This window comes from Halomonas sp. (genome assembly GCF_029263665.1).
In the GTDB taxonomy this organism is placed as follows: Bacteria; Pseudomonadota; Gammaproteobacteria; order Pseudomonadales; family Halomonadaceae; genus Halomonas.
Map to the genome: position 1 here is coordinate 22,086 of NZ_JAJUFQ010000014.1, position 24,037 is coordinate 46,122.

Below are 24,037 nucleotides of genomic sequence, written 5' to 3' on the forward strand. Positions count from 1 at the left end.
GCGACGTACTTGCGACATAGCTCAGCAGCCTTATTCAGGCTGGCTACGTGACTGGTCGAGCAACCCCTTGAGGCTCGCGGCCTTGGGCTTTACCAGCCAGAAGTTACGGATGTAGTCGCTGAAGTCCTCGAGGATGGCCTTGCCGCGCTCGGAGCCGGTCTCTGCCACATATTCCTCGATGGTCTCGCGCAAATGACGCCGATAGGCTTCCATGGACTCAGTATTGACGCGGTGGATTTCCACCAGTTCATGGTTGTACTTGTCTACAAAGCTACGGTCTTCGTCGAGCACATAGGCAAAGCCGCCCGTCATGCCCGCGCCGAAGTTAACTCCAGTTTCACCGAGGACACAGATCATGCCCCCTGTCATGTACTCACCACAGTGATCACCAGCACCCTCGATGACCGCATGCGCTCCTGAGTTACGTACCCCGAAACGTTCGCCTGCCGTACCCGCGGCAAACAGCTTTCCGCCTGTCGCGCCGTACAGGCAAGTATTACCGATGATCGCCGTCTTGTGGCTTTCGAAGCGGCTCTCGCGTGGTGGAGTGATGACGATCTTGCCGCCGTTCATCCCTTTGCCGACGTAATCGTTGGCATCCCCTTCCAGATAAAGGTGCAGACCACGGGCATTCCATACACCAAAGCTCTGGCCCGCCACACCCCGGAAACGTGCAATGACCGGGGCATCTTCCAGGCCTGCCTCGCCATAGCGCTTGGCAATGGCGCCAGAAGTTAGCGCTCCCACAGAGCGATCACAGTTGGTGATGGAGAAAGACACATCGGCGCCAGACTTGGCTTCGATAGCAGCCTCCAACGCTGCCAGTACCTCCTTGTTCTTGGTGCCCGGGTCATGCGGCACATTGCGGCTGACAGTGCAGTATTGCGGCGCGTCGGTCGGTACATGATCATTGGCCAGCAGCGGAGTCAGATCAAGATTGCGCTGAGACGCCGTCACCCCTTCGAACACTTCGAGCAGGTCAGTCCGGCCGATCAGATCGGTCAGTCGGCGCACCCCCACCATCGCCATCAATTCACGTACTTCTTCAGCGATGAAGCGGAAGTAGTGCTTGACCATGTCCACCGTGCCACGAAAATGCTCGTCACGCAGATAATCCATCTGAGTAGCAACGCCTGTGGCGCAGTTGTTCAGGTGGCAGATACGCAGATACTTGCAGCCCAGGGCCACCATGGGTGCCGTACCGAAACCGAAACTCTCGGCACCGAGGATCGCGGCCTTGATCACATCCAGGCCGGTCTTCAGCCCGCCATCTGTCTGCAGCCGGATCTTGTCACGCAGCCCATTGATACGCAGGGCCTGATGAACTTCCGGCAAGCCCAGCTCCCACGGCGAGCCGGCATGCTTGATGGAGGTCAACGGGCTGGCCGCAGTACCTCCGTCATATCCGGAAACAGTGATCAGGTCAGCATAGGCCTTGGCCACGCCCGTGGCGATAGTGCCGATACCGGGCTCAGATACCAGTTTCACAGAGACCTGAGCTTCGGGGTTGACCTGCTTGAGGTCAAAGATCAGCTGAGCCAGGTCTTCGATGGAATAGATGTCATGATGCGGCGGCGGAGAGATCAGCGTCACACCAGGCACAGAGTAACGCAGGCGCGCAATCAGCTCGTTGACCTTGCCACCAGGTAGCTGACCACCTTCGCCAGGCTTGGCCCCCTGGGCCACCTTGATCTGCAACACTTCGGCATTGACCAGATAGGCCGGCGTGACACCAAAGCGGCCAGAAGCGATCTGCTTGATCTTGGAACTACGAATCGTGCCGTAACGAGAAGGATCCTCGCCCCCCTCACCTGAGTTGGAGCGGCCGCCAGACTCGTTCATGGCCTGGGCCAAGGCTTCGTGAGCCTCTGGCGACAGGGCTCCTAACGACATGCCAGCACTGTCGAAGCGTGGCAGCAGGTCTTCGATAGCCTCGACTTCCTCCAGCGGTACTGGCTCAAGAGCCGGCTTGAGCTTGAGCAAGTCGCGGATGGTGGCAGGCTCGCGATCATTGACCAGCTCAGCAAAGCGCTTCCACTTGGGATAGCTGCCTTCCTGCACGGCTTCTTGCAAGGCCTTGACCACGTCCGGGTTATAAGCATGGTATTCCTGGCCATGCACATACTTGACCAACCCACCATGGACGATGTCCTTGCGTGGGGACCAGGCATCCTTGGCCAATGACACCTGTTGCAGCTGCAACTCATTGAAGCCGGTACCTTCAATGCGCGAGGCCATGCCAGTAAAGCATAGATCCATGACCTCGGAAGACAGTCCCACAGCCTCGAACAACTGAGAGCCACGATAGGATGCCAGCGTCGAGATACCCATCTTGGACAGGATCTTGTAAAGGCCTTTCTGCAGACCCTTGCGATAATTCTCACGACCGTCTGCCGGATTGCCGGACAGTTCACCAGTACGGTGCATGTCCGCCATGACCTGATAGGCCAGCCATGGATAGATGGCCGTGGCACCCACACCAAACAGTACCGCCATCTGATGCGCATCGCGGGCATAACCGGTTTCGACGATCAGGTTGACGCGCGGGCGCAGGGCCAGCTTGCCGAGATGATGATGAACCGCCCCCACTGCCAGGGCAGCATGGATCGGTACCTGTCCCTTCGGCAAATTGGCATCGGACAGAACCAGGATGACCTTGCCATCCAGAGTGGCCTGTTCAGCCTGACGACAAAGCTCGACAATCGCCCCCTTGAGCCCAAGTTGCTCGGGGTCGTAACCCAATGACAGGGTATGGCTGGCGAAGTCCGGGTCTTCCTGGGACACCAGCAGGCCGAACTTGCGTGGAGACAGGATCGGCGTCGTCAACACGATGCGATGCGCATGTTCCGGAGTTGACTTGAACACATTGCGCTCCGTGCCACAGCATGTCTCAAGCGACATGACAATGGCTTCGCGCAGTGGATCGATCGCTGGGTTGGTGACCTGAGCAAACTTTTGACGAAAGTAGTCAGTCAATAAACGACGTTTGCTGGACAGCACCGCCATGGGCGTGTCATCACCCATGGACCCCACCGCTTCCTGGCCGCTTTCCGCCAGGGGACGCAATAACTGGTCACGCTCTTCGAAGCTGACCTGAAACATCTTCTGCTGGGCTTTGAGAAGATCGGCATCCATGCTCTCGAAGGCTGCCAGCTCCGTCAGGGCTGACTCAAGAAAATGTGCCTGTTCCTTGAGCCAACGCTTGTAGGGATAGGCGGACTTGAGGCGTTGATCGATGTCTGCAGTATGCAGAACCTCGCCCGTGGCGGTATCCACGGCAAGCAATTGCCCTGGGCCAACACGCCCCTTGGCTACGACGTCTTCGGGTTTGTAATCGTAAGTCCCGATTTCAGACGCCAGGGTGATAAAGCCATTCTTGGTAATGACCCAGCGTGCCGGACGCAGACCATTGCGATCGAGCATGCACAGCGCCTGACGACCGTCAGTCATGACGACACCTGCGGGGCCATCCCAAGGTTCGACATGCATGGAGTTGTACTCATAGAAAGCACGCAGATCGCTATCCATGATCTCCACGTTCTGCCAGGCCGGCGGCACCATCATGCGCACAGCGCGATGCAGTTCCATGCCACCCGTCAGCAGGACTTCCAGCATGTTGTCCATGCTCGAGGAATCAGACCCAGTGGTGTTGACGATCTCGTCAAGACTGGCGATCTCAGGCATGCGCTCGTTGACAAAGTTTTCCTTGCGCGAATTGGCCCAGCCCCGGTTGGCTTCAATCGTGTTGATCTCACCATTGTGAGCCAGCAGGCGGAAAGGTTGAGCCAACGGCCAGCGAGGTGCCGTATTGGTCGAGAAGCGCTGGTGGAATACACAGATAGCGGTTTCCAGCCTGTCATCCCCCAGATCCTTGTAAAAGGCGGGCAGATCCACAGGCATTACCAGCCCTTTATAGGACAGCACTTCGCTGGACAGGGAGCAGACATAGAAATCGGGTTCGTGCTTCAGTGCCTGCTCGGCCAGACGGCGCCCCATGAACAGCGCGACGTCGAAGGGTTCTGCATCGACAGAGCCGGGCTCGACAAATAGCTGACGAATACGCGGCAAGCATTCCAGGGCCATGGGACCACAGACACTGGGATCCACCGGCACTTCGCGCCAGCCCAGAACTTTCAGGCCACGTTTCTCCAGCTCTCCCGCCAACGCAGCACGAGCAGCCGCCTCGCGCTCATCATCATCAGGCAGAAAAATGGCGCCAACAGCGTATTGCTCGCCGAGCTCTGCTCCCAGGGTATCCTTGGCAACCTGACGCATGAAACCGTCTGGCATCTTGAGCAGCAGACCGCAACCATCGCCGGTCTTGCCGTCGGCTGCGATACCACCGCGGTGGGTCATGCAGGTCAATGATTCAATGGCAGTGCTGAGCAGCTCATGGCTAGCCTGCCCTTCCATATGGGCGATCAGGCCAAACCCGCAGTTGTCTCGGAATTCTCCGGGCTGATGAAGACCTATGTTCATGGGCGCGCCTCAGATAAGAAGGGTTGTAGTCACAGCGTTGAAACGATATATTTAAAAGTTTTTCTTTTATTTTGCTTTCTGTGCAAATATCGCCAACTGTCCGAAAAAAGGCTCTCCAGCATAGCCATGCTGTGCCTTCTTCGCAATTCCCCCAGCCTCCGCAAAAGCCTAAAAAACCACTACAAATTAGACGCTTACACCACGACCAAAGAAAAAAACCTTATCGCATCAACCACTTGGAATCATTTTCCAAGCAGACCAAGGCCAAAAATCTCGCCATTAGACTTTGGTCTTAAAAACTGTCGACACCCCATGCCGATCACGCATATGACATACAGATCCTTGCATAGAGAAAGACGTCATAGCCATGCCCAAGCCCCTAAGCAACAGTCAAACATGACAATGCCCGCACAAGGCGGGCATTGATCAAGAAAACCGTATTGGTCGAGATAGCAATTCAAAGAGCGCTGGCAGCACCAGGCTCGCTGACCTCATCCTTGCCAAGCCATCCATAGATGATACCGCCAATGGCACCACCTATGATGGGGGCCACCCAGAACAGCCATAGCTGGGAAAGCGCACCAGAACCGGCAAACACTGCCACCGCTGTGGAACGCGCCGGGTTCACTGAAGTGTTGGTAACCGGAATGCTGATCAGGTGAATCAGCGTCAGGGCAAGACCGATGGCAATTGGCGCAAAGCCAGCAGGTGCCAACTTGTGTGTTGCTCCCATGATCACGATCAGGAACATGGCCGTGAGCACAACTTCGGTCAGCAACGCGGCCCCCAGGCTATAACCACCGGGAGACAAGTCTCCAAAGCCATTACTGGCAAAATTGCCAGCGGCAGAAGGATCACTGACAAACCCTGCACTGCCCTGCGCAATTGTCATCAGAACAAAGCCTGCAACCAGCCCGCCAAATACCTGCGCAATGATGTAAGGCAGCAATTCCTTGGTCGAGAATCTCCCCCCGGCCCAAAGTCCTACACTTACCGCTGGATTAAAATGCCCCCCGGATATATGCCCGAATGCGTAAGCACCGGTCACCACCGTCAGACCAAACGCCAATGCCACTCCGAGAAAACCAATACCCAAGGGATTACCATCACCACCAAAATTGGCTGCCAATACAGCGCTTCCACATCCTCCCAGTACCAGCCAGAACGTTCCTATACACTCTGCGACCAGCTTCTTGATCAGGTTCATGGATTCCTTCCTCCAAGTGAGGCCACCCCCTTGGCGACCCACCTCAACAAGATTAGGCTCGTTTCAACACAATAGCGTGATGAATTTTCATCGCTGATACGGCATAAAGTCAGAAAATCTCCATGAATATTCTCTGGAAAAGCCTCATCTCTAATAAAACGCATCACGCCCGCACTAGGCGGGCGTGATGATCAGCATTGCTATACGCTCATTGTCTTGCCCTGCAAGACCTTTCATTTCAACAGGGCTAGTCGCAGCAAGGAATCAACAACGCGGAAATTCGGCAATACAAGCCTTGAGCACTTCCAATGGCGTTTCGTCATGAACACAGGCTTCGCCCAGTCGGCGCAACAGCACCAGGCGTAAGCAGTCATCGACATTCTTCTTGTCCAGCTTCATGCGCGACAGGAAGTCATCGACGCTCATCTCGACCGGCGCTTCCACCGGCAGACCAGCAGCAATAATGATACGACGTGTGCGCTCCAGAGCGACCGCATCAATCCAGCCAAGGCGATGAGACAGGTCTGCGGCCATCGCCATACCGGCCCCAACGGCTTCGCCGTGCAGCCAGGCGCCATAGCCCATGTGAGCCTCAATGGCATGTCCAAAGGTATGCCCCAGGTTGAGCAACGCGCGCACCCCTTGCTCCGTCTCATCCTGAGCTACGATTTCCGCCTTGATCGAGCAGCTACGCTCAATGGCCTTGGCAAGCAATTCGGCATCAAGGGCTCGCAGGCCGTCCATTTCAGCCTCAAGCCAGTTCAGGAAGGAAGCATCGTGAATCAAGCCGTACTTGATCACCTCGGCAAGACCTGCTGAAAGCTCCCTGGCGGGCAGCGTCTTCAGGGATGACGTGTCGATCAGCACTGCCTTGGGCTGCCAGAATGCCCCGATCATGTTCTTGCCCAGGGGATGGTTGACCCCCGTCTTGCCACCGACGGAAGAGTCCACCTGGGACAGCAAGGTAGTCGGTACCTGAATAAAGGCGATGCCGCGCTGATAGCAGGCAGCAGCGAAGCCCACCATATCGCCAATCACACCTCCACCCAGAGCCACCAGCGTGGCGCGCCGATTGAAGCCAGCTTCCAGCAAGGCATCCCAGATGCGCGTCAGGACATCGAAGCTCTTGTATTCCTCACCATCAGGCAGCACTAATGTCTTGACCTCCAGCCCTTCAGGCAACCCTTCGGTCAGCGCAGCCAGGTAGTATTCGGCAACCGTATCATTGGTGACCACCATGACCTGCCGCCCCGCCAGATATGAGGCCAGTCGTTCTCCATCCTCAATCAGACCTGGACCGATATGGATGGGATAACTACGCTCATCGAGAGCGACATTGAGTGTCAGAGGCTGGAGCGAAGAAGAGGCTTCGATGTTCATGGGTTGGCCTTGCAAGTAAGAGGATCAACCATCCGCTGGACGCGGCGTATAATATCGTTGACCACCGAGCGGGGGCCTCGACGATCAGTTCGCACCACCAGATCGGCCGTCGCGCGATACAAGGGGTCCCGCAAGGCAAACATGTCACGCAGGAGTCTTTCACGGTCCCCTCGCTGCAGAAGAGGCCGGTTACGATCCTTGGCGGTTCGCTTGAGCTGCTGCTCAACGGTGGTAAACAGATAGATGACGGTGCCGCCCTCGCGAATGCGTTTGCGGTTCTGCTCACGCAGCACAGCGCCCCCGCCAGTCGCGATTACACACTGCTCTCTGTCCATTAACTCATCGATCATCGCACTTTCGCGATCACGAAAGCCGGTTTCACCTTCCACATCGAAAATCCAGGGAATATCGGCACCGCAGCGATCCTGAATTTCGTGATCGCTGTCGTAGAACTCACGTGACAGTTCGGCCGCCAGCAGGCGGCCGATAGTGCTCTTTCCAGCCCCCATGGGGCCGATCAAAATCAGGTTGGGTACATCCTGCATCAGCGAATCGCCAGGCCGTCGTCGAGAATCCGTGGGGTAATGAATACCAACAACTCTACCTTATCGTTGACGTCCTCGGTATAGCGAAACAACTTGCCCACCAGGGGAATGTCACCCAACCAGGGGGTCTTGTATAGGCTATGTGCCTGTTCTGACGTAAGAATTCCGCCCAGAACGATGGTTTCTCCATCATCGGCCAGGACCTGAGTCATGATCTCATTGGTATCGATGGCAGGGGCACCTCGGAAGGTCTGATCCGCCAAGGTGTCATTATTGATCTTGAGATCCATGACAATGCGATGGTCCGAGGTAATCTGCGGCGTCACTTCCAGTGCCAGTACCGCTTCCTTGAAGGCCGTACTGGTAGCACCATCTCCAGTCGACTCCTGATAAGGAATCTCCTTGCCCTGCTTGATGATTGCTGTGTGCTGATTGGCAGTGATCACCTTGGGCTGGGAGATGATCTGGCTCTTGCCTTCGCTTTGCAGTGCTCGAAGCTCCAGGTCGAGCAAGACGTCTCCGGCCAGATAACCAATGTTGAACGTGGTGCCAGGACCAAGGCTATCTCCCAGATCAACGGCCAGGCCTCCATATGCACCGCGATGTCCCTGAATCTTACGCTCCAGGGACATACTGCCATTTCCCTTATCCACCATCCCCATGGTGCTCGTCACTCCCCAGTTCACACCTATCTGGCGAGCAGCGCTATCCTTGACCACTACGATGCGTGCCTCAATCTGTACCTGAGGAGCAGGCACATCCAACTGCCGCAGAGTCTGCCGTATTTGACCAAGATGTTCCGCAGTATCCTGAATCAGCAACATGTTCGTGCGACTGTCAGCAGCAGCACTGCCCCGCTGGGAAAGCAGGCCGAAACCTCCAGCCCCACGCAACAGATCAGCGAGATCCGCAGCCTTGGCATAGCGCACCTGAACGTGCTCAGTGACCAGAGGCTGCCATTGACGTTGCTTCTCCTGTTCCAGAAGCTTGCTCTGTTCACGCTGAGCGATTTCGGTAGCGGGAGCCACCAAAATGACATTGGCCTCACGGCGGCTGGTCAATCCCTGGCTCTTCAGTACCAGATCCAGCGCTTGATCCCATGGCACCGAATCAAGGCGCAACGTCACCCGGCCTCCCACGCCCTCCCCCACAACGATATTCAGACCCGTGAATTCACTGATGGCCGACAGCACTGAGCCCAATGGTGCATCTTCAAAGCTCAACGACATGGGAGCTCCGTGATAGGCGGGAGCGGACTGAGCAACCTCAGCCTCCCATTGCCAACCCACCAGCAGCAGCACCGCCACCTTGAATAATCGTTTCGACATCCTTGTCACCTTCTTGTTATCAATATGCAGCCATTACCAATGCACTACTATTGACGCACGATCGCCGCTACTGCCGGGGGCCCATTGCCCCCTTCAGCGCTTACTTCAAGTCCAATTGCTGATCGAACAACCCACCTTTCAAGCGCAGATGAGCTTTTCCTATTTCCATGACCCTGGCCTGATTTACCCCACGCCCCAGCCGGTCTCCCACCTTGACTCGCCAGACCTTCTTGTCCGGCGTACTGACCAGCGCCCAACGCCGCTCCCCCTGGACCAGGGTACCGACCAGAGATACAGATGCAGGCGGATAATCCTGCAGCGTCACAGGTACGGCCGAGGATTCACCTGACGGATGAAGCACACCAAAAGGGCTGGGCCTGTCGGCATAGCGATACGCCAAGCGGCGAAACTGGGAAGAGCCCTCAGTGGTAAAAGAGCCCTCAGCGGTAGAAGAGCCCTCAGCGGTCTCAGCAACAGAATAAGGACCGACAAGGTGGTATGCGTGTCCTTCAGCGGAGAACCGCAATACATCCCCTTCGCCTTCCACCATGAAATCATCAAGACTGGGCATACCCGGTAATCGCGTGAGCCCGGCAACAAAGCCCGCCAGATCATGAAACCCACCCCGAACACTCAAGCTGAATGCCTGAGTATCCACCAGCTCAGACATGCCCTGTTGTTGTGTCTGAGTATCGGGCGTTCCCAGGCTCATGGTGTCAATGGCCAGGTGGTATTGCTGTGCAAGATGGGAAACCTCCGCCAGCAAAGGGCTTGAGGGCTTGCTCGAAACGGGTATTGCATTGGTCTTGGGGCTCAGCTTCCCTACTGTCAATTCGATCAGTCGTCGCTCAAGAACCCGCCACTCAGATTGCAACTGCTCGTGATGTCGTTGCGCCTCAGACTGCCCCTGAGCATGCCTTCCCTGCTGCTGACGTGCAGATTCGAGTTGGGTATATAGCGGAACGACTTCAATCCACAGGACGGTGCCCAGCACCAGAACCAACACGACGACCACCAGTAGTCCACGTAACGCCCACGGCCAGGAGCCAGCCTCGCTCAGTTCGAGTGAACGCCAGTCACATTCCTTCAGGCGTTGCCATTCGTAAGCCAGAGTCATCCGCTATGACTGCCATTCAGAGATTCTGGAGACAAGTGGATAGCCAGACTGAAATGCTGCTGCTCTTCCACGTCCTTGACACTCATCAGGACGACTTTCATAAACAGAGGCTGCTGACCAAGAAGCCGTAGTTGCTCCATCAATTGAGCATTGTTCTGGGCCACGCCGGCCAGCTCAAGGTGATCCCCCTGACGCTGGCAGGCTTGATAACGGACTCCTGGAGCCAGACTGCCGGCCAAGGCATTGAAGACGGCAACGGCAGTGGCTCGGCTGAGTTGCAGCTGAGAAAGAAGTTCTTGCAATGCTGCAATCCGCTGCTTGAGGAATCTTTCCCCTTCAGGGGTGATGAATTCTTCTGCCGAGCCGGCTTCACTCTGCGGTGACATCGCGTGCTCAGCCTCTATCAGCCTTGCCAGGCGCCGCTCAAGCTCATGAGATACTGCCATCCCGATGCCGGCACTCAGCATGGCAACCCCGACCAACCCTATCCAGAAACGCCGCGTACGCTTCACTCTATCGACATCTCTCCACGGCAACAGGTTGATTCCCGAGCCCCCCAGGGCAAGGCCGAAAGCCCTCTTCCATGTAGCGGACTCTGCCAGAAGGGCATTGCCATCAAGCCCGGGAGAAAAGGACAAGAGATCTCCCAGGGCAGCCCTGTCCTCTTCCTTGCCTGCCTTGTACAATACCTCCTCGACTCGCCACATGAGCGGGCCTTCTGCGTCGATCGCTGCTATTTGCAAGCCAGCACACTCCAGTACTTCGACCAACTGCTCGATGAACTGTCGATGACAGGCCACCAGCAACACCTCCTGACGACCATTTTCTGGGCGAGCATCGAGACAATAAAAGTCATATGCCGATTCAGGGAACGGAAAGGGAAGCTGCGTGTCGGAGTTCCATTCAATGAAGGCAGCGATGCCATCACCGTTCAAGTGGGCAGGGCAGCGCATTACGCTCGAGGAGGTGATACTGCTCGGCAGCGTGGTGACGACACGACGGGAACCAGATGCAAAGTGCTCCACGCCTTCACGTAGTACGGAGATGAGCGTACTCGATTGACGTATACGCCCCTCGACGATGCAGCCTTCGGGTAAAGGCATGACGGCATAGCCACGCACCACAAAACGCGAGGCCCGGGGTCGCCACCTTGGCCAGCGCGGCGCCAGTTCCATGAACCTGATAGCATCAGGAGAAATATCGACGCCAAACCGCGTCCTGAATGAGGTAGGCCAGATCATTTTTGTATACACCCTGCATCAGCACTACATTAGCGCAACGTCTACTATCAGGCTCAACGCTACGTCATCTGGCGCGGTAGATTGCTGATCCAGGGCGCATTCAGGACATTTAGACTGTACCGAAATAAGGCTTTATCAAGTCAATGGTGGTGGCCGCCTTCGCGTCTTCTTATAATGGCCGTCGCGAAGGAACGCCCATATGTATCACTCATCGCCGCCGTTTTCGTTTCCAGCATGGATACCGCGATTTCATGAAGTATCTCAGAACGCTCCTATTCTCCGCCGTGTGGCTGGTGATCTCGCTAGGCGCAGCAGTTGCGCTCGGCGTGGTCGGTGCCGCCCTCTACTTCACTCCGGGGTTGCCCGATGTTCGCCAGCTGCAGGATTTTGAACTGCAGACGCCTCTGCGCATCTACACTCGCGATGGTCAACTGATCGGCGAGTTTGGCGATGAGCGGCGCATGCCAGTGAAGTATGACGAAATCCCTGAACCCATGATCGATGCGCTGCTGGCTGCCGAGGATGCCAAGTTCTTCGAGCACAATGGCGTCGATCCCAAGGGCTTGCTGCGTGCCGCTGCACAGCTTGCTTCCAGCGGTGACATTCAGTCCGGTGGCTCGACCATCACCATGCAGGTGGCACGTAATTACCTGTTGACCCTCGACCAGACCTTTACCCGAAAAATCCGTGAAATCCTGCTGTCACTGCAAATGGAGCAGATCCTGAGCAAACAGGAGATCATGGAACTCTATGTCAACAAGATCTTCCTGGGTCATCGCGCCTACGGTATTGCTGCTGCCTCCGAGATCTATTACGACAAGCCGCTGGACGAACTGAACCTGGCACAATTTGCCATGATTGCCGGTCTGCCCAAGGCTCCTTCAGCTTTCAACCCCCTGGCCAATGCCGAACGAGCGCTGATTCGCCGCAACTGGATCCTGTTCCGTATGCGTGAATTGGGCTATATCGACCAGGCTGCCTACGATGAAGCCGTCAATCAGCCAATCACGGCCAAGCGCCATGTTGTACGCCCCGATGTCGAGGCTGACTATGTGGCCGAAATGGCTCGCCAATTCGCCACTCAGCGCTTTGGCGACGGCGCCTACACTGGTAGCTATCGCATCACCACCACCATCGATAGTAAGCTGCAACCCATGGCTCGCCAGGCGCTGGCCAATGGCTTGATCGACTATGACACCCGCCATGGTTGGCGTGGCCCCGAAGAAACCGACATTCCCCAGAGCCTTGCTGAAGCTCAGGACAAGACCGAACGCAGTGGTCTGGAAGAGGAATTGTCAGAATCTCCCGAGGTCATCCAGACAGCACGTCAAGCTGCCGAACGCAGCCAGACAACCGTCGAAGGCATTGACGGAGACGTCAGCAACTGGCTGCAGGTCCTGCAACGTACACCGACCTATGGCCCGCTTGAACCGGCCATTGTGGTCAGCGCCGAAGGCCAGCAGATGCGTGTTCTGACGCGCGGAGGCGATATCCGCACCATCGACTGGGACAACCTGAAGTGGGCGGCCCCTTACAAGAGTGCGCGCTATCGCGGCAACGCTCCGAGCAATGCCAGCCAGATCGCCAGCCGCGGTGACCTCGTACGCATACTCAAGAAAGACGACGACACCTGGCGCCTATCTCAGCAGCCCGATGCAGAAGGCTCCCTGGTCGTCATGGATCCTCAGACCGGTGCCATCCTGGGCCTGCAGGCAGGCTTCGATTTCAATGCCAGCAAGTTCAACCGTGCCGTCCAGGCCCGCCGTCAGTCCGGCTCCATCTTCAAGCCATTCATTTATCTGGCAGGTCTCAGCAGTGGCGAGATTACCCCGGCAACGGTTATCAATGATGCCCCTGTCGTGATCAACGATGGCAGTAATGAGCTGTGGCGTCCGTCCAACTCCAGTGGAGACTTCCTCGGCCCGACGCGTCTACGCGTTGGCCTGGCACGCTCCCGCAACCTGGTCACTATCCGATTGCTTCAGCAAATTGGCCTGGATAATACGATCGACTTCCTGGTCAACTTCGGTTTCTCGCGCGACCGCCTGCCACATGGCCTATCCCTGGCACTTGGTAGCGCCAGTCTGACACCTCTGGAGATGACCAATGCCTACGCTATCCTGGCAAACGGCGGCTTCCGGGTATCTCCCTGGTTCATCGAGAAGATCACCCAGGGAGGAGAGGACACTCTGGTGGAAGAAGCCAACCCCCGCGTTGCCTGCCGCACCTGTAGCCCGGACCAGACCACGACAGAAATTGATGGCAAGACCTATGAAGTGGCACCTCGAGTTGCCGATGCACGTGCCATGTACCTGATTCGGGATATGCTGCGCGACGTGGTAGAGCATGGTACCGCCCGCAAGGCTCTGGAAATGAAGCGCGCAGACATTGTCGGCAAGACCGGTACGACCAACGATCAGCGTGACGCCTGGTTTGCCGGCTTCAACAACCAGCTGGCCGCTACCGTCTGGGTGGGCAAGGACGACAACACTCCCACGGCTGAATACGGAGCACAAGCGGCCTTGCCAATCTGGGTGGACTTCATGAGCCAGGCGCTGGACGGTACTCCAGAATCGATGCCTGAGCCTCCGGAGGGCATCATCACCCGTCGTATCGATGCCAATACTGGTCGCCTGCTGGGCAAGAACCAAGGTGGGGGCATTGAGGAGATTTTCGATGAAGATCACCTGCCAACCTTCCAGCCGCGTCGCGTAGAACGCACTATCGAGACGCACAGCGGCTCTCAGGGAACTGGGGCTTACGAAGCCATCTTCTGACGACTCCCCCCTTATCCCCCCCCGGCTCATGCCGGGGGTTTTTGTTTTGGGCTCCAGGAAGAGATCAAGGCCTCTCCAGCTCCGCCCGGATGCTACGACAGGTTCATTCAGTTCGAAAACGACTCATGCGCTTTGAAAACCATTCTGCGCTTGAAAAACAAAGAACCCTGCCTGATGAACAGCCATCATGAGTCAGGCGGTTCATACAGGCAGGGCTCTTTTCTCTCGACGCGGGTTGTTCTTTTTATATCTTCTCATTGCGGGCGTACGTATCCTCGTACGTTCTGCTACCGCAATACCAGCGATTTACCGGCGACACGTTTCCACCAGCATCTAGCCGTAGACGTCTTCGATACTTGCCAGCGGATAATGAGAAGGATATGGCTTACGGGCCACGCCCGAATCCACGGCAGCCTGAGCCACAGCAGAAGTAACGCGCTCAAGCAGACGACTATCCACCGGAGTGGGGATGATGTAGTCGCGCCCGAAGCTCATGGTCTCTCTCTCATAAGCATCCAGCACGGCTTGAGGCACAGGCTCACGAGCAAGGTCCTTGATCGCATGCACCGCTGCAACTTTCATCGCTTCATTGATGCGAGTGGCACGCACATCAAGAGCACCACGGAAGATAAAGGGGAAGCCCAGAACGTTGTTGACCTGGTTCGGATAATCCGAGCGCCCTGTCGCCATGATCACATCTGGACGTGTTTCACGGGCCAGGTCAGGATGAATCTCCGGATCTGGGTTGGTGCAGGCGAAGACAATAGGATCCTTGGCCATCTTGCGGATGTGATCCGCACTCATCAGCCCAGGGCCAGACAGACCAACGAACACATCGGCACCATCAATGGCATCGTCCAGCGTACGCTTGCTGGTTTCACTTGCGAACATGGCCTTGTATTCGTTGAGGTCTTCACGTCCCGAGTGAATCACGCCCTTGCGATCCAGCATCACGATGTTCTCGGGCTTGGCACCGCAGGAAACCAGCAGCTTCATGCAGGCAATGGCAGCAGCGCCAGCGCCCATGCACACGATATTGGCCTTTTCGATGGCCTTGCCGGCAATATCCAGAGCATTGAGCATGCCTGCTGCAGTAACGATCGCAGTACCGTGCTGATCATCATGAAACACAGGGATATTACAGCGCTCGATCAGGGCTCGCTCAATTTCAAAGCACTCTGGTGCTTTGATATCCTCGAGATTGATTCCGCCCCAACTGTCCGCAATGCGCGCGACAGTATCAATGAACGCCTGAGGACTCTCGGCGTTGACTTCGATATCGACAGAGTTGATGCCAGCAAAGCACTTGAACAGTACGCCCTTGCCTTCCATGACTGGCTTGCTGGCCAGGGGACCAAGATTACCCAGTCCAAGAATGGCGGTACCATCGGAGATCACTGCCACCAGGTTACCCTTGCCGGTATAGCGATATGCATTTTCCGGGTCACGGGCAATTTCACGGACCGGCTCAGCCACGCCGGGGCTATAGGCCAGCGACAGGTCCTTGGCAGTTGCAGTGGGCTTGGTCAGCTCGACAGAGAGCTTGCCGGGGATCGGGAGCGCATGATAGTCCAGCGCTGCCTGCTTCTTGTCGTCACTCATGCTTGTGTCCGGTATCCAGATAAGAGAGACATAGGGTTTCTTCAGATTATAGAAATTTTTTCCATTTTTCAATGAAAAACCATTTCCGCCCTGTTCCGTACTCGTTTGAAGACGTTCACTACTAAAAGCAGCATAATTTTGCCGCACCGCAACATCGCAATCCTCACGACATCATGATGAAGCCCCTTGATACAAAGTTTAGTCATCGTCCAGGGTACCTGCACTCAAGCCTGTGCCAGGACGTGACAAAAACCTCTTCTTCCGAGTAGAAACAACAAACCCGCCTCGAAGGGCGGGTTTGTTGAAGCACTGAAACAATCGGTGATCAACGCTTGAGTGCAGCACCAAAACGCTTGTTGAAGCGCTCGACACGGCCACCAGTGGTAGCTTGTTTCTGCTTACCGGTGTAGAACGGGTGGCACTGAGAGCACACGTCCAGGTGCAGGTCGTGACCAACAGTGGAGCCCACTTCAAAGGAGGCGCCACAGGTGCAGGTCGCAGTAACTGTCTTGTATTCCGGGTGGATACCTTGTTTCATCTTGAACCTCGTCAATCGGTATGCCGCCACCTGATCCATTGCCAGGCACCGCATACAGGGTAATGGCCGGGGCTGAAAAGCAGTGATTACAGCATCTGCCCCCGTGCCGACCGGTGGTAAGCATCCACCCTGACCTGGACGACCAAGTCACTGAATCCATTACGGCAGACAGCGACCAAAGCTCAGGGCTTGGTGGAAGCGGGCGGGCATTTTAGCAGAACTCCCAGTGGAGGCCAATTGCAAGATATTTCCTCGACCACACCCCGAGTACTGGGTGTCGCTGTGCCCTCGCCACTGCGCCGCCTTTTCGACTACCTGCCCAAGGGAGCTCCTCCGCCATGCGGCTGGGTCCCGGGGCTTCGTGTTCGGGTCAGTTTTGGCCGTCGCCAGGTGGTTGGCGTGGTCATGGAATGTCGCGACAGCAGTGACCTGCCTCTAGCGCGACTCAAGCCTATCGAAGCCTGTCTCGACCAGGTCCCATTGCCCTCGGACTGGCTGTGGTTATGTCGCTTCACGGCGCGCTACTACCAACATGCTCTCGGCGATGCCTTGATGCACGCCATGCCGGTACTGCTACGCCAAGGGCGCCCATTGGAAACGCGCACACGGGAACGCTGGCGTGCACTGCCAAATCACGAATCTTCCAGCCACACCCTGGCTCGTGCCCCGAAGCAGGCGCAATTGTTCAACATGCTGTGTCAGCACCCTCAAGGGCTGACCAGCCAGACCATTCTTGGCCAAGGATTCAGCCGAGAGCAGCTCAGGTCCTTGGAAGCCAAACACCTGGTCGAACAGCGTGAAGAACCGATGAATGCTGCTCAGTGGCCACCCGTTCAGAACCTGCTGGCCAATCCCGCACTGCCCCTCAATGCCGAACAGGCCACGGCATTGAATGCACTCTGCGAAGGCCTTGGGCATTTTCACCCTTGCCTGCTCCATGGTGTCACGGGCAGCGGCAAGACCGAGGTCTACCTGCAACTGATTGAGGCCGTGGTTGCCAAGGGTCGCCAGGCTCTGGTCCTGATTCCTGAAATTGGCCTCACACCCCAGACCCTGGGGCGCTTCCAGCAACGTTTCCGTGCCCCCATTGTGGCACTGCACTCGGGGCTGAGCGATCTGCAGCGCCTGGATGCCTGGGAAGCCGCCGCCAATGGTCGGGCTGCCATTGTCATCGGTACTCGTTCAGCGGTCTTCACGCCTTTGGCACGCCCAGGGATCATCATCGTCGATGAGGAGCACGACAGCTCCTTCAAGCAGCAGGATGGTCTGCGCTACCATGCTCGAGACTTGGCTGTTGCCCGTGCCAAGCACCACGACATTCCCTTGTTGCTGGGTAGTGCAACGCCCTCTCTGGAAACCCTGCATCATGCTCAGCAGGGCACCTATCGCCACCTGCGTCTGCGCCAGCGTGCTACTCGCCATGCCCCTGCCAGGCTGGAATTGATTGATCTCAAGGGACGCCCTCGCCATGGAGGATTGATTGCTCCCGTACGGGACACCATCGCGGCCACTCTGGAAGCCGGCCATCAGGTGCTGGTCTTCATCAACCGGCGTGGCTTTGCTCCCACCCTGGCGTGCCATTCCTGTGGCTGGATGGCTGACTGCGACCATTGTGATGCTCGCATGACCTGGCATCGCCAGCCGCCCGTGTTGGCCTGCCATCATTGCGACCGCCGTCGTCCCTTTCCCGATGCCTGCCCCAAGTGCGGAAGTGCCGACCTGCGCCCCTTGGGCAGTGGCACGGAGCGCACCGAGGAGTTCCTGGCAGATACCTTTCCCAAGACCCCGGTATATCGCATCGACCGAGACAGCACTCGGGGCAAGGACGCATTGGATAAGATCCTTACGGAAATTCGCCGTGGCGAGCCCGCCTTGCTGGTTGGCACCCAGATGCTGGCCAAGGGCCATCATCTACCTCACGTCACCCTGGTGGTGGTCGTCAACGCCGATGCCGGCCTGTATGCCAGCGATTTCCGAGCCCTGGAGCATAGCGCCCAACTGCTCGAACAAGTGGCCGGGCGCGCCGGGCGCGCTTCTCATCCAGGCCGAGTAATGGTACAGACCATGCATCCGGATGACCCCAACCTGCGCTTGCTGGCCGAGAGAGGCTACGACGCTCTGGCTGAGTCGCTGCTGGATGAACGCCGCGTAGCGAAGCTTCCCCCCATGTGCTTCATGGCGTTGCTGCGCCTGGAAAGCCCCCGAGAAGAACACGTCATGACCTTGGCCAAAGAAGCCGCAGACGCGTTACGTGACCATCTCGGGCAACACCAGTTGAAGGTCGACTGCCTTGGTCCTGTACCCGCTCCCATGGAACGCCGTCAGAACCGCTATCACATGCAGGTCATGCTGATGGCCGAGCGACGCAGCCAGTTGCATGAGGCCTGTGCCTGGTTGGTTCACTGGGGGGAAGCCAACCCCGCGATGCGTCGGGTACGCTGGTCATTGGATATCGATCCACAGACACTCAATTGAGTGACGATGCGAGGCGCGACCTTTAAAGGAAGGCGCCAATCGCAGATAATGTTCGGTCTGCCCGCCGACGGGCAAATTTTATGACGCATACGCACAGAAAATGCCAAGTTCCGCGCTGCAACACGCTTGCGCGACCCTTTTTCTGGTTGCCCGTCACCGAGCCACAGGACACATAGACTCCATGAAAGACACTATCGTTGCGCTGCTCGACGCTGCCCTTTCCGAGCTCAAGCAGCAAGAGGTCATCCCCCCGGATCTCTCTCCGGCCTATAAGGTTGACCCGACCAAGGACAAGACCCATGGCGACTATGCCACCAATCTGGCCATGATGCTGGCCAAGCCCGCCGGCAAACCACCACGCGATGTGGCCCAGCGTCTGATCGATGCCCTGCCCGAGAGCAGCGCCGTATCCAAGGTGGAAATCGCAGGTCCCGGGTTCATCAATTTCTTCGCGGCAACCGACGCCGCTGCCCAGGTCGTGCGCCAGGTGCTTGAAGCCGGCGACAGTTTCGGTCGCAGCATGCTCGGCCAGGGGCAAAAGGTTCAGGTCGAATTCGTGTCCGCCAACCCGACCGGCCCGTTGCATGTCGGGCACGGCCGTGGCGCTGCCGTCGGAGACTGCCTGTGTCGCCTGCTCGAAGCGACCGGCTATGATGTCACTCGCGAGTTCTACTACAACGACGCCGGCGCCCAGATCACCAACCTGGCACTGTCCGTGCAGGCCCGCGCCAAGGGACTCGGTCCGGATGACGAAAGCTGGCCGCAGGATGGCTACCGTGGCGACTATATTGTCGATGTGGCCAAGGCCTACCTGGCCGGCGAAACCGTGCACGCCGATGACCGCCATGTCACCGCCCAGGCCGATCCGGAAGACCTCGACGCCATCCGCGACTTCGCCGTGGCCTATCTACGCCGCGAGCAGGATCTCGACCTGCGCGCCTTCGGCGTGGCATTCGATGTCTATTTCCTCGAGTCATCTCTGTATACGGATGGCAAGGTCGAGGCGACCGCCCAACGCCTGACCGATAATGGCCACACCTACGAGAAGGACGGCGCTCTCTGGCTACGCACGACGGATTTCGGCGATGACAAGGATCGGGTCATGCGCAAGAAGGAAGGTGGCTATACCTACTTCCTGCCGGACGTGGCCTACCATCTCGACAAGTGGCAACGCGGCTTCACTACCGTGATCAACGAACAAGGGGCCGACCACCATTCCACCGTGACTCGGGTGCGTGCTGGCCTGCAGGCACTGAACGTCGACATTCCCCAAGGCTGGCCGGACTACGTATTGCACCAGATGGTGCTGGTGACGCGCTCCGGGGTCGAGGTCAAGCTATCCAAGCGCGCGGGCAGTTATGTCACCCTACGCGACCTGATCGATGAAGTGGGTCGCGATGCCACTCGCTTCTTCCTCGCTGCCCGGCGTGCCGATTCGCAGTTGACCTTTGACATCGACCTGGCCCGTTCTCAGTCCAACGACAACCCTGTTTATTACGTCCAGTACGCTCACGCCCGAGTGTGCAGCGTACTGCGCAAGGCAGAATCAGAAGGCCTGAACTTCGACAATGAGCTAGCCCTGGCCAACCTGGGACTGCTCGAGGCCGACCAGGAAAAGGCGCTGCTCAATCGCCTGGCTCGTTATCCGGAAGTGGTCAGTCATGCAGCCGCTTCGCGCGAGCCCCAGCAGATCGCACAATACTTGCAAGACTTGGCAGCGGACTTCCATAGTTGCTACAACGCGTGCAAGGTGATGGTCGACGATGCCGCACTGCGTAACGCCCGTCTGGCTCTGGGCCTGGCCACTCGTCAGGTACTGCGCAACGGCCTCGACCTGATTGGCGTGAGTGCACCAGAGGAGATGTAAGGCATGGCCACCCGCAAGACCACCCCTCCGCGCAAGCGCGGCGCGACGTCAAGCAAGAAGCGTAAATCAACCCCGACCAGCGGTCGGGGCGGATTGCCCTGGTGGCTGTGGGCGGGTGCCGGCATTGCAGCCGGCTACCTCCTGGCGCACTACCAGAATGGCACAGCCCCCTGGCAGGACCAGGGCTCGCCAGTGGCCGCTGTTCTGCCCAAACCCTCCGGCAGTCAGCAAGGAGGCAGTGAGGCCAAGGGTGGCGGCAGTGATGAACCGCCCATGCCAACTTTCGAATTCTACACCCTGCTGCCGGAATCCGAAGTCATTGCTCCGGATGCCGATATGCCAGTGTCCACTGCCAAACGGCCGGAAGCAGCAAGAAAGCCTGAGCAGGAATCAGAGTCCGAGGGCGGTATCTCCGGAGATGATCCTATTGCAGCAGTCATCGCTGCAGCCAATGCCAAGCAGGAAAGCGCTCAGCAGACGGCTTCCAAGCCAGCAGCCAGCAGCACCACGGCCAGTGCCAATCGACGCTACATGCTTCAGGCAGCCTCTTTCCGCGATATCGCCGATGCCAACCAGTTGGCCAGCCGCCTCAAGGACTTCGGCCTGTTGGCCAAGATCAGTGATGTCGAGGCCGCTGGAGGCGCCACCTGGCACCGCGTTCAGGTTGGCCCGTACAGCGATCGCCAGGAACTGGCCCGGGCCCAGGACCTGATGAGCACACAAGGGATCGAACCACTGCTGATCCAGTTGCAGAACTGAGAACAAGCCGTAAGCCGTAAGCCGTAAGCCGTAAGCCGTAAGCCGTAAGCCGGGACAATATGCAGCCAAGTAGCTGCAATACTTTGTCTCCGGTGTCGCTTGAGGCTTATGGCTTTCCCACCCTAGCGCATTCTCTACGGTTGAATTTTCCTTCAACTGCCCACACTTCTAGCCCAATGCTTATTCGAGAGGCATGCGGGAGCGTGCTCCCGTCCTCGACAGTCACCGGAAGCATGGCTTCCCACAAGGAGATTTCTCCATGACCACGATCGTTTCCGTGCGCCGCGGCGACCAGGTGGCGCTCGCAGGCGACGGCCAGGTGTCGTTGGGCAATACCGTGATGAAAGGCAATGCCAGTAAAGTGCGTCGCCTGTATCACGGCCAGGTACTGGCAGGTTTCGCCGGGGGTACCGCTGATGCCTTTACCTTGTTCGAGCGTTTTGAAGCCCAACTCGAGAAATATCAAGGCAACCTGGTCAAGGCAGCCGTAGAGCTGGCCAAGGATTGGCGTACCGATCGCGCTTTGCGCCGTCTGGAAGCACTGCTGGCAGTCGCCGACAAGAAGTCATCGCTGATCATTACCGGCAACGGCGATGTCGTGGAACCTGAGCGCGGTATCATCGCCATTGGTTCCGGCGGAAATTTTGCCCTGTCCGCAGCACGCGCCCTGCTCGAGAACACAGAACTCAGTGCCCGCGAAATCACGGAAAAATCCCTGGAGATAGCAGGCGATATCTGCGTGTTCACCAACCATAACGTGACCCTGGAAGAGCTTTGACCATGACCCAGATGACGCCCCGTGAGATTGTCCACGCTCTGGACCAGTACATCGTCGGCCAACAGGATGCCAAGCGCGCTGTTGCCATTGCCCTGCGCAACCGCTGGCGACGCATGCAACTCGGCGAAGAACTGCGCCAGGAAGTCACCCCCAAGAACATTCTGATGATTGGCCCGACCGGTGTCGGCAAGACCGAAATCGCCCGTCGCCTGGCCAAGCTGGCCAAGGCCCCTTTCATCAAGGTCGAGGCCACCAAGTTTACCGAGGTCGGCTATGTCGGTCGCGATGTGGAATCGATCATCAGGGACCTGACGGAAGCCGCTATCAAGCTGGTGCGAGAGCAGGCCAAGGCCGAAGTCGGTCACCGCGCGGAAGATGCCGCGGAAGATCGTGTTCTGGACGCACTGCTGCCGCCGCCCCGCGGGCAGGAGAATGAACCTCGGGAAGAGAGCTCCACACGCCAGATGTTCCGTAAGAAACTGCGTGAAGGCCAGTTGGACGACAAGGAAATCGACATTCAGGTTTCCCCTCAGGCACCGAGTTTCGAGATTCAGACCCCACCGGGTATGGAGGAAATGTCCCAGCAGCTCTCCAGCCTGTTCTCCGGCATGGGGCGGGGCAAGACCGAAACCCGCAAGACTACCGTACGTGAAGCCCTGACGCTGCTGCGCGATGAAGAAGCCGGCAAGCTGGTCAATGAGGACGATATCAAGTCCCGTGCCATTGAGGCGGTGGAGCAAAACGGTATCGTCTTCCTTGATGAGATCGACAAGGTGGCCAAGGGCCATGGCCAGTCCGGGGGAGAAGTCTCCCGTGAAGGGGTCCAGCGTGACCTGCTGCCGCTGATCGAAGGCTCCACCGTGTCCACCAAGTACGGCATGGTGAAGACCGACCACATTCTGTTCATTGCCTCCGGCGCTTTCCACCTCTCGCGTCCATCGGACCTGATTCCGGAACTGCAGGGACGCCTGCCGATTCGTGTCGAGCTCAACGCTCTGACACCTCAGGACTTCAAGCGTATCCTGACCGAGCCGTCCGCAGCCCTGACTCGTCAATACCAAGCGCTGATGGCCACCGACGGCCTGGCGCTGGAATTTACCGAAGACGGTATCGAGCGCATTGCCGAAATCGCCTACAACGTCAATGAAGGTACCGAGAACATTGGCGCTCGGCGCCTGCACACAGTGATGGAGCGCCTGCTGGAAGACGCTTCCTATAAAGGGGCGGACTTCGGTGAAGGACTGGTCATCGACCGTGCCTATGTCGATTCCCAGCTTGGTGAACTGGCCATGGATGAGGATCTGTCGCGCTACATTCTATAAGGCCATTGTCATCGGCCAGCCATCTTGCCGATGGCAATGGAACCACGGAATAGCGCCCTCATGCCGTTGACCGACACCCCCTGGAGTTTCTGCTCTCAGGGGGTGTCTTATCATGTAGAGATTCATGACTCATCGAGGTACTCATGTCCACGACTGCTCCTGTACCTTCCCGGGTGCACTATCACAAGAAGGCTCGCGAGCTGGAGATCGGCTATCCCGATGGTTCCAGCCATCGCCTCAGCGTGGAGTATCTACGCGTTTTCTCGCCTTCAGCGGAAGTACGCGGCCATGGCGGCGAGACGGCGACATTACAGGTCGGCAAGAAGCATGTCGGCCTGTCCAATATCACCCAAGCCGGCCGTTATGCACTCAAGCTACACTTCGATGATGGCCATGACAGTGGCCTGTATAGTTGGGAATACCTCTACGCGCTGATTCGTGATCACGATGCCAACTGGGCGGATTATCTCAAGCGGCTGGAAGATGCAGGAGCTTCCCGCGAACCATTGGGCATCGAGATCAAGCAGTTATAAGACACGACCGGATCAATGCCATGGCGCTTGCCAAAGACAACGGCATTGATGCGGCGCTACAATGTGGCCCACTCGAGTATCCGTCGGCG

16 protein-coding genes are annotated in these 24,037 nt (G+C 57.6%); 7 read left to right on the forward strand and 9 right to left on the reverse strand.

Features of this window, described 5'->3' with window-relative positions:
- Positions 1–30 precede the first annotated feature (30 nt).
- The 7 genes from gltB to pilM form a co-directional block, all read right to left on the reverse strand.
- Positions 31–4,479, reverse strand: a complete 4,449-nt coding sequence (gene gltB, locus Q1K07_RS13925) for a glutamate synthase large subunit (RefSeq protein ID WP_300311940.1) — start codon at positions 4,477–4,479, stop codon at positions 31–33.
- A 457-nt stretch (positions 4,480–4,936) separates the two neighbouring features.
- A complete protein-coding gene (aqpZ, locus tag Q1K07_RS13930; protein WP_366945077.1) occupies positions 4,937–5,686 on the reverse strand; it encodes an aquaporin Z in 750 nt (249 codons plus the stop codon).
- Positions 5,687–5,950: 264 nt separating this feature from the next.
- The gene (gene aroB, locus Q1K07_RS13935; RefSeq protein WP_300311942.1) at positions 5,951–7,066 is read right to left on the reverse strand and encodes a 3-dehydroquinate synthase; all 1,116 of its coding nucleotides are present in this window, start codon (positions 7,064–7,066) and stop codon (positions 5,951–5,953) included.
- Entirely contained in the window at positions 7,063–7,611 is a 549-nt protein-coding gene (gene aroK / locus Q1K07_RS13940) for a shikimate kinase AroK (RefSeq protein ID WP_300311945.1), read from the reverse strand. Before aroK ends, aroB begins: the two co-directional genes overlap by 4 nt.
- Positions 7,611–8,939, reverse strand: coding sequence for a type IV pilus secretin PilQ (pilQ, locus tag Q1K07_RS13945; protein WP_300311947.1), 1,329 nt, complete (start codon positions 8,937–8,939; stop codon positions 7,611–7,613). Before pilQ ends, aroK begins: the two co-directional genes overlap by 1 nt.
- A gap of 100 nt (positions 8,940–9,039) precedes the next feature.
- On the reverse strand, positions 9,040–10,056 hold the full coding sequence (locus Q1K07_RS13950; RefSeq protein ID WP_300311950.1) for a pilus assembly protein PilP: 1,017 nt from the start codon (positions 10,054–10,056) through the stop codon (positions 9,040–9,042).
- Positions 10,053–11,297 (reverse strand): pilus assembly protein PilM, encoded by a 1,245-nt coding sequence (gene pilM / locus Q1K07_RS13955; RefSeq protein WP_300311952.1) that lies wholly within the window; start codon positions 11,295–11,297, stop codon positions 10,053–10,055. Before pilM ends, Q1K07_RS13950 begins: the two co-directional genes overlap by 4 nt.
- Before the next feature lie 251 nt (positions 11,298–11,548).
- Between pilM and Q1K07_RS13960 the strand changes: the two genes are divergently transcribed.
- Positions 11,549–14,074, forward strand: a complete 2,526-nt coding sequence (locus tag Q1K07_RS13960; RefSeq protein ID WP_300311954.1) for a penicillin-binding protein 1A — start codon at positions 11,549–11,551, stop codon at positions 14,072–14,074.
- A 333-nt stretch (positions 14,075–14,407) separates the two neighbouring features.
- Here the strand turns inward: Q1K07_RS13960 and Q1K07_RS13965 are convergent, their stop codons facing one another.
- Together Q1K07_RS13965 and rpmE are read right to left on the reverse strand one after the other, a co-directional pair.
- Entirely contained in the window at positions 14,408–15,676 is a 1,269-nt protein-coding gene (locus Q1K07_RS13965; RefSeq protein ID WP_300311957.1) for a malic enzyme-like NAD(P)-binding protein, read from the reverse strand.
- A 325-nt stretch (positions 15,677–16,001) separates the two neighbouring features.
- The gene (gene rpmE / locus Q1K07_RS13970) at positions 16,002–16,214 is read right to left on the reverse strand and encodes a 50S ribosomal protein L31 (RefSeq protein WP_300311960.1); all 213 of its coding nucleotides are present in this window, start codon (positions 16,212–16,214) and stop codon (positions 16,002–16,004) included.
- Between the two features lie 246 nt (positions 16,215–16,460).
- Here rpmE and Q1K07_RS13975 point away from each other — a divergent pair, with 246 nt between their 5' ends.
- The 6 genes from Q1K07_RS13975 (at position 16,461) to Q1K07_RS14000 (ending at position 23,948) form a co-directional block, all read left to right on the forward strand.
- Positions 16,461–18,689 (forward strand): primosomal protein N', encoded by a 2,229-nt coding sequence (locus tag Q1K07_RS13975; protein WP_300312119.1) that lies wholly within the window; start codon positions 16,461–16,463, stop codon positions 18,687–18,689.
- A gap of 181 nt (positions 18,690–18,870) precedes the next feature.
- The gene (gene argS, locus Q1K07_RS13980; protein ID WP_300311963.1) at positions 18,871–20,556 is read left to right on the forward strand and encodes an arginine--tRNA ligase; all 1,686 of its coding nucleotides are present in this window, start codon (positions 18,871–18,873) and stop codon (positions 20,554–20,556) included.
- A 3-nt stretch (positions 20,557–20,559) separates the two neighbouring features.
- Positions 20,560–21,315 (forward strand): SPOR domain-containing protein, encoded by a 756-nt coding sequence (locus Q1K07_RS13985; RefSeq protein WP_300311965.1) that lies wholly within the window; start codon positions 20,560–20,562, stop codon positions 21,313–21,315.
- Positions 21,316–21,574: 259 nt separating this feature from the next.
- Positions 21,575–22,093: an ATP-dependent protease subunit HslV gene (hslV, locus tag Q1K07_RS13990; RefSeq protein ID WP_300311968.1), complete on the forward strand. Its 519-nt coding sequence runs from the start codon at positions 21,575–21,577 to the stop codon at positions 22,091–22,093.
- 2 nt (positions 22,094–22,095) lie between these two features.
- The gene (gene hslU / locus Q1K07_RS13995; protein WP_300311971.1) at positions 22,096–23,415 is read left to right on the forward strand and encodes an ATP-dependent protease ATPase subunit HslU; all 1,320 of its coding nucleotides are present in this window, start codon (positions 22,096–22,098) and stop codon (positions 23,413–23,415) included.
- Between the two features lie 143 nt (positions 23,416–23,558).
- Entirely contained in the window at positions 23,559–23,948 is a 390-nt protein-coding gene (locus Q1K07_RS14000) for a gamma-butyrobetaine hydroxylase-like domain-containing protein (protein ID WP_300311974.1), read from the forward strand.
- Positions 23,949–24,037: the final 89 nt, after the last annotated feature.

Bases quoted from the DNA above. Each gene is read 5' to 3' on its own strand.
- gltB (WP_300311940.1), bottom strand. From the start codon at position 4,479: ATGAACATAGGTCTTCATCAGCCCGGAGAATTCCGAGACAACTGCGGG.
- aqpZ (WP_366945077.1), bottom strand. From the start codon at position 5,686: ATGAACCTGATCAAGAAGCTGGTCGCAGAGTGTATAGGAACGTTCTGG.
- aroB (WP_300311942.1), bottom strand. From the start codon at position 7,066: ATGAACATCGAAGCCTCTTCTTCGCTCCAGCCTCTGACACTCAATGTC.
- aroK (WP_300311945.1), bottom strand. From the start codon at position 7,611: ATGCAGGATGTACCCAACCTGATTTTGATCGGCCCCATGGGGGCTGGA.
- pilQ (WP_300311947.1), bottom strand. From the start codon at position 8,939: ATGTCGAAACGATTATTCAAGGTGGCGGTGCTGCTGCTGGTGGGTTGG.
- Q1K07_RS13950 (WP_300311950.1), bottom strand. From the start codon at position 10,056: ATGACTCTGGCTTACGAATGGCAACGCCTGAAGGAATGTGACTGGCGT.
- pilM (WP_300311952.1), bottom strand. From the start codon at position 11,297: ATGATCTGGCCTACCTCATTCAGGACGCGGTTTGGCGTCGATATTTCT.
- Q1K07_RS13960 (WP_300311954.1), top strand. From the start codon at position 11,549: ATGAAGTATCTCAGAACGCTCCTATTCTCCGCCGTGTGGCTGGTGATC.
- Q1K07_RS13965 (WP_300311957.1), bottom strand. From the start codon at position 15,676: ATGAGTGACGACAAGAAGCAGGCAGCGCTGGACTATCATGCGCTCCCG.
- rpmE (WP_300311960.1), bottom strand. From the start codon at position 16,214: ATGAAACAAGGTATCCACCCGGAATACAAGACAGTTACTGCGACCTGC.
- argS (WP_300311963.1), top strand. From the start codon at position 18,871: ATGAAAGACACTATCGTTGCGCTGCTCGACGCTGCCCTTTCCGAGCTC.
- Q1K07_RS13985 (WP_300311965.1), top strand. From the start codon at position 20,560: ATGGCCACCCGCAAGACCACCCCTCCGCGCAAGCGCGGCGCGACGTCA.
- hslV (WP_300311968.1), top strand. From the start codon at position 21,575: ATGACCACGATCGTTTCCGTGCGCCGCGGCGACCAGGTGGCGCTCGCA.
- hslU (WP_300311971.1), top strand. From the start codon at position 22,096: ATGACCCAGATGACGCCCCGTGAGATTGTCCACGCTCTGGACCAGTAC.
- Q1K07_RS14000 (WP_300311974.1), top strand. From the start codon at position 23,559: ATGTCCACGACTGCTCCTGTACCTTCCCGGGTGCACTATCACAAGAAG.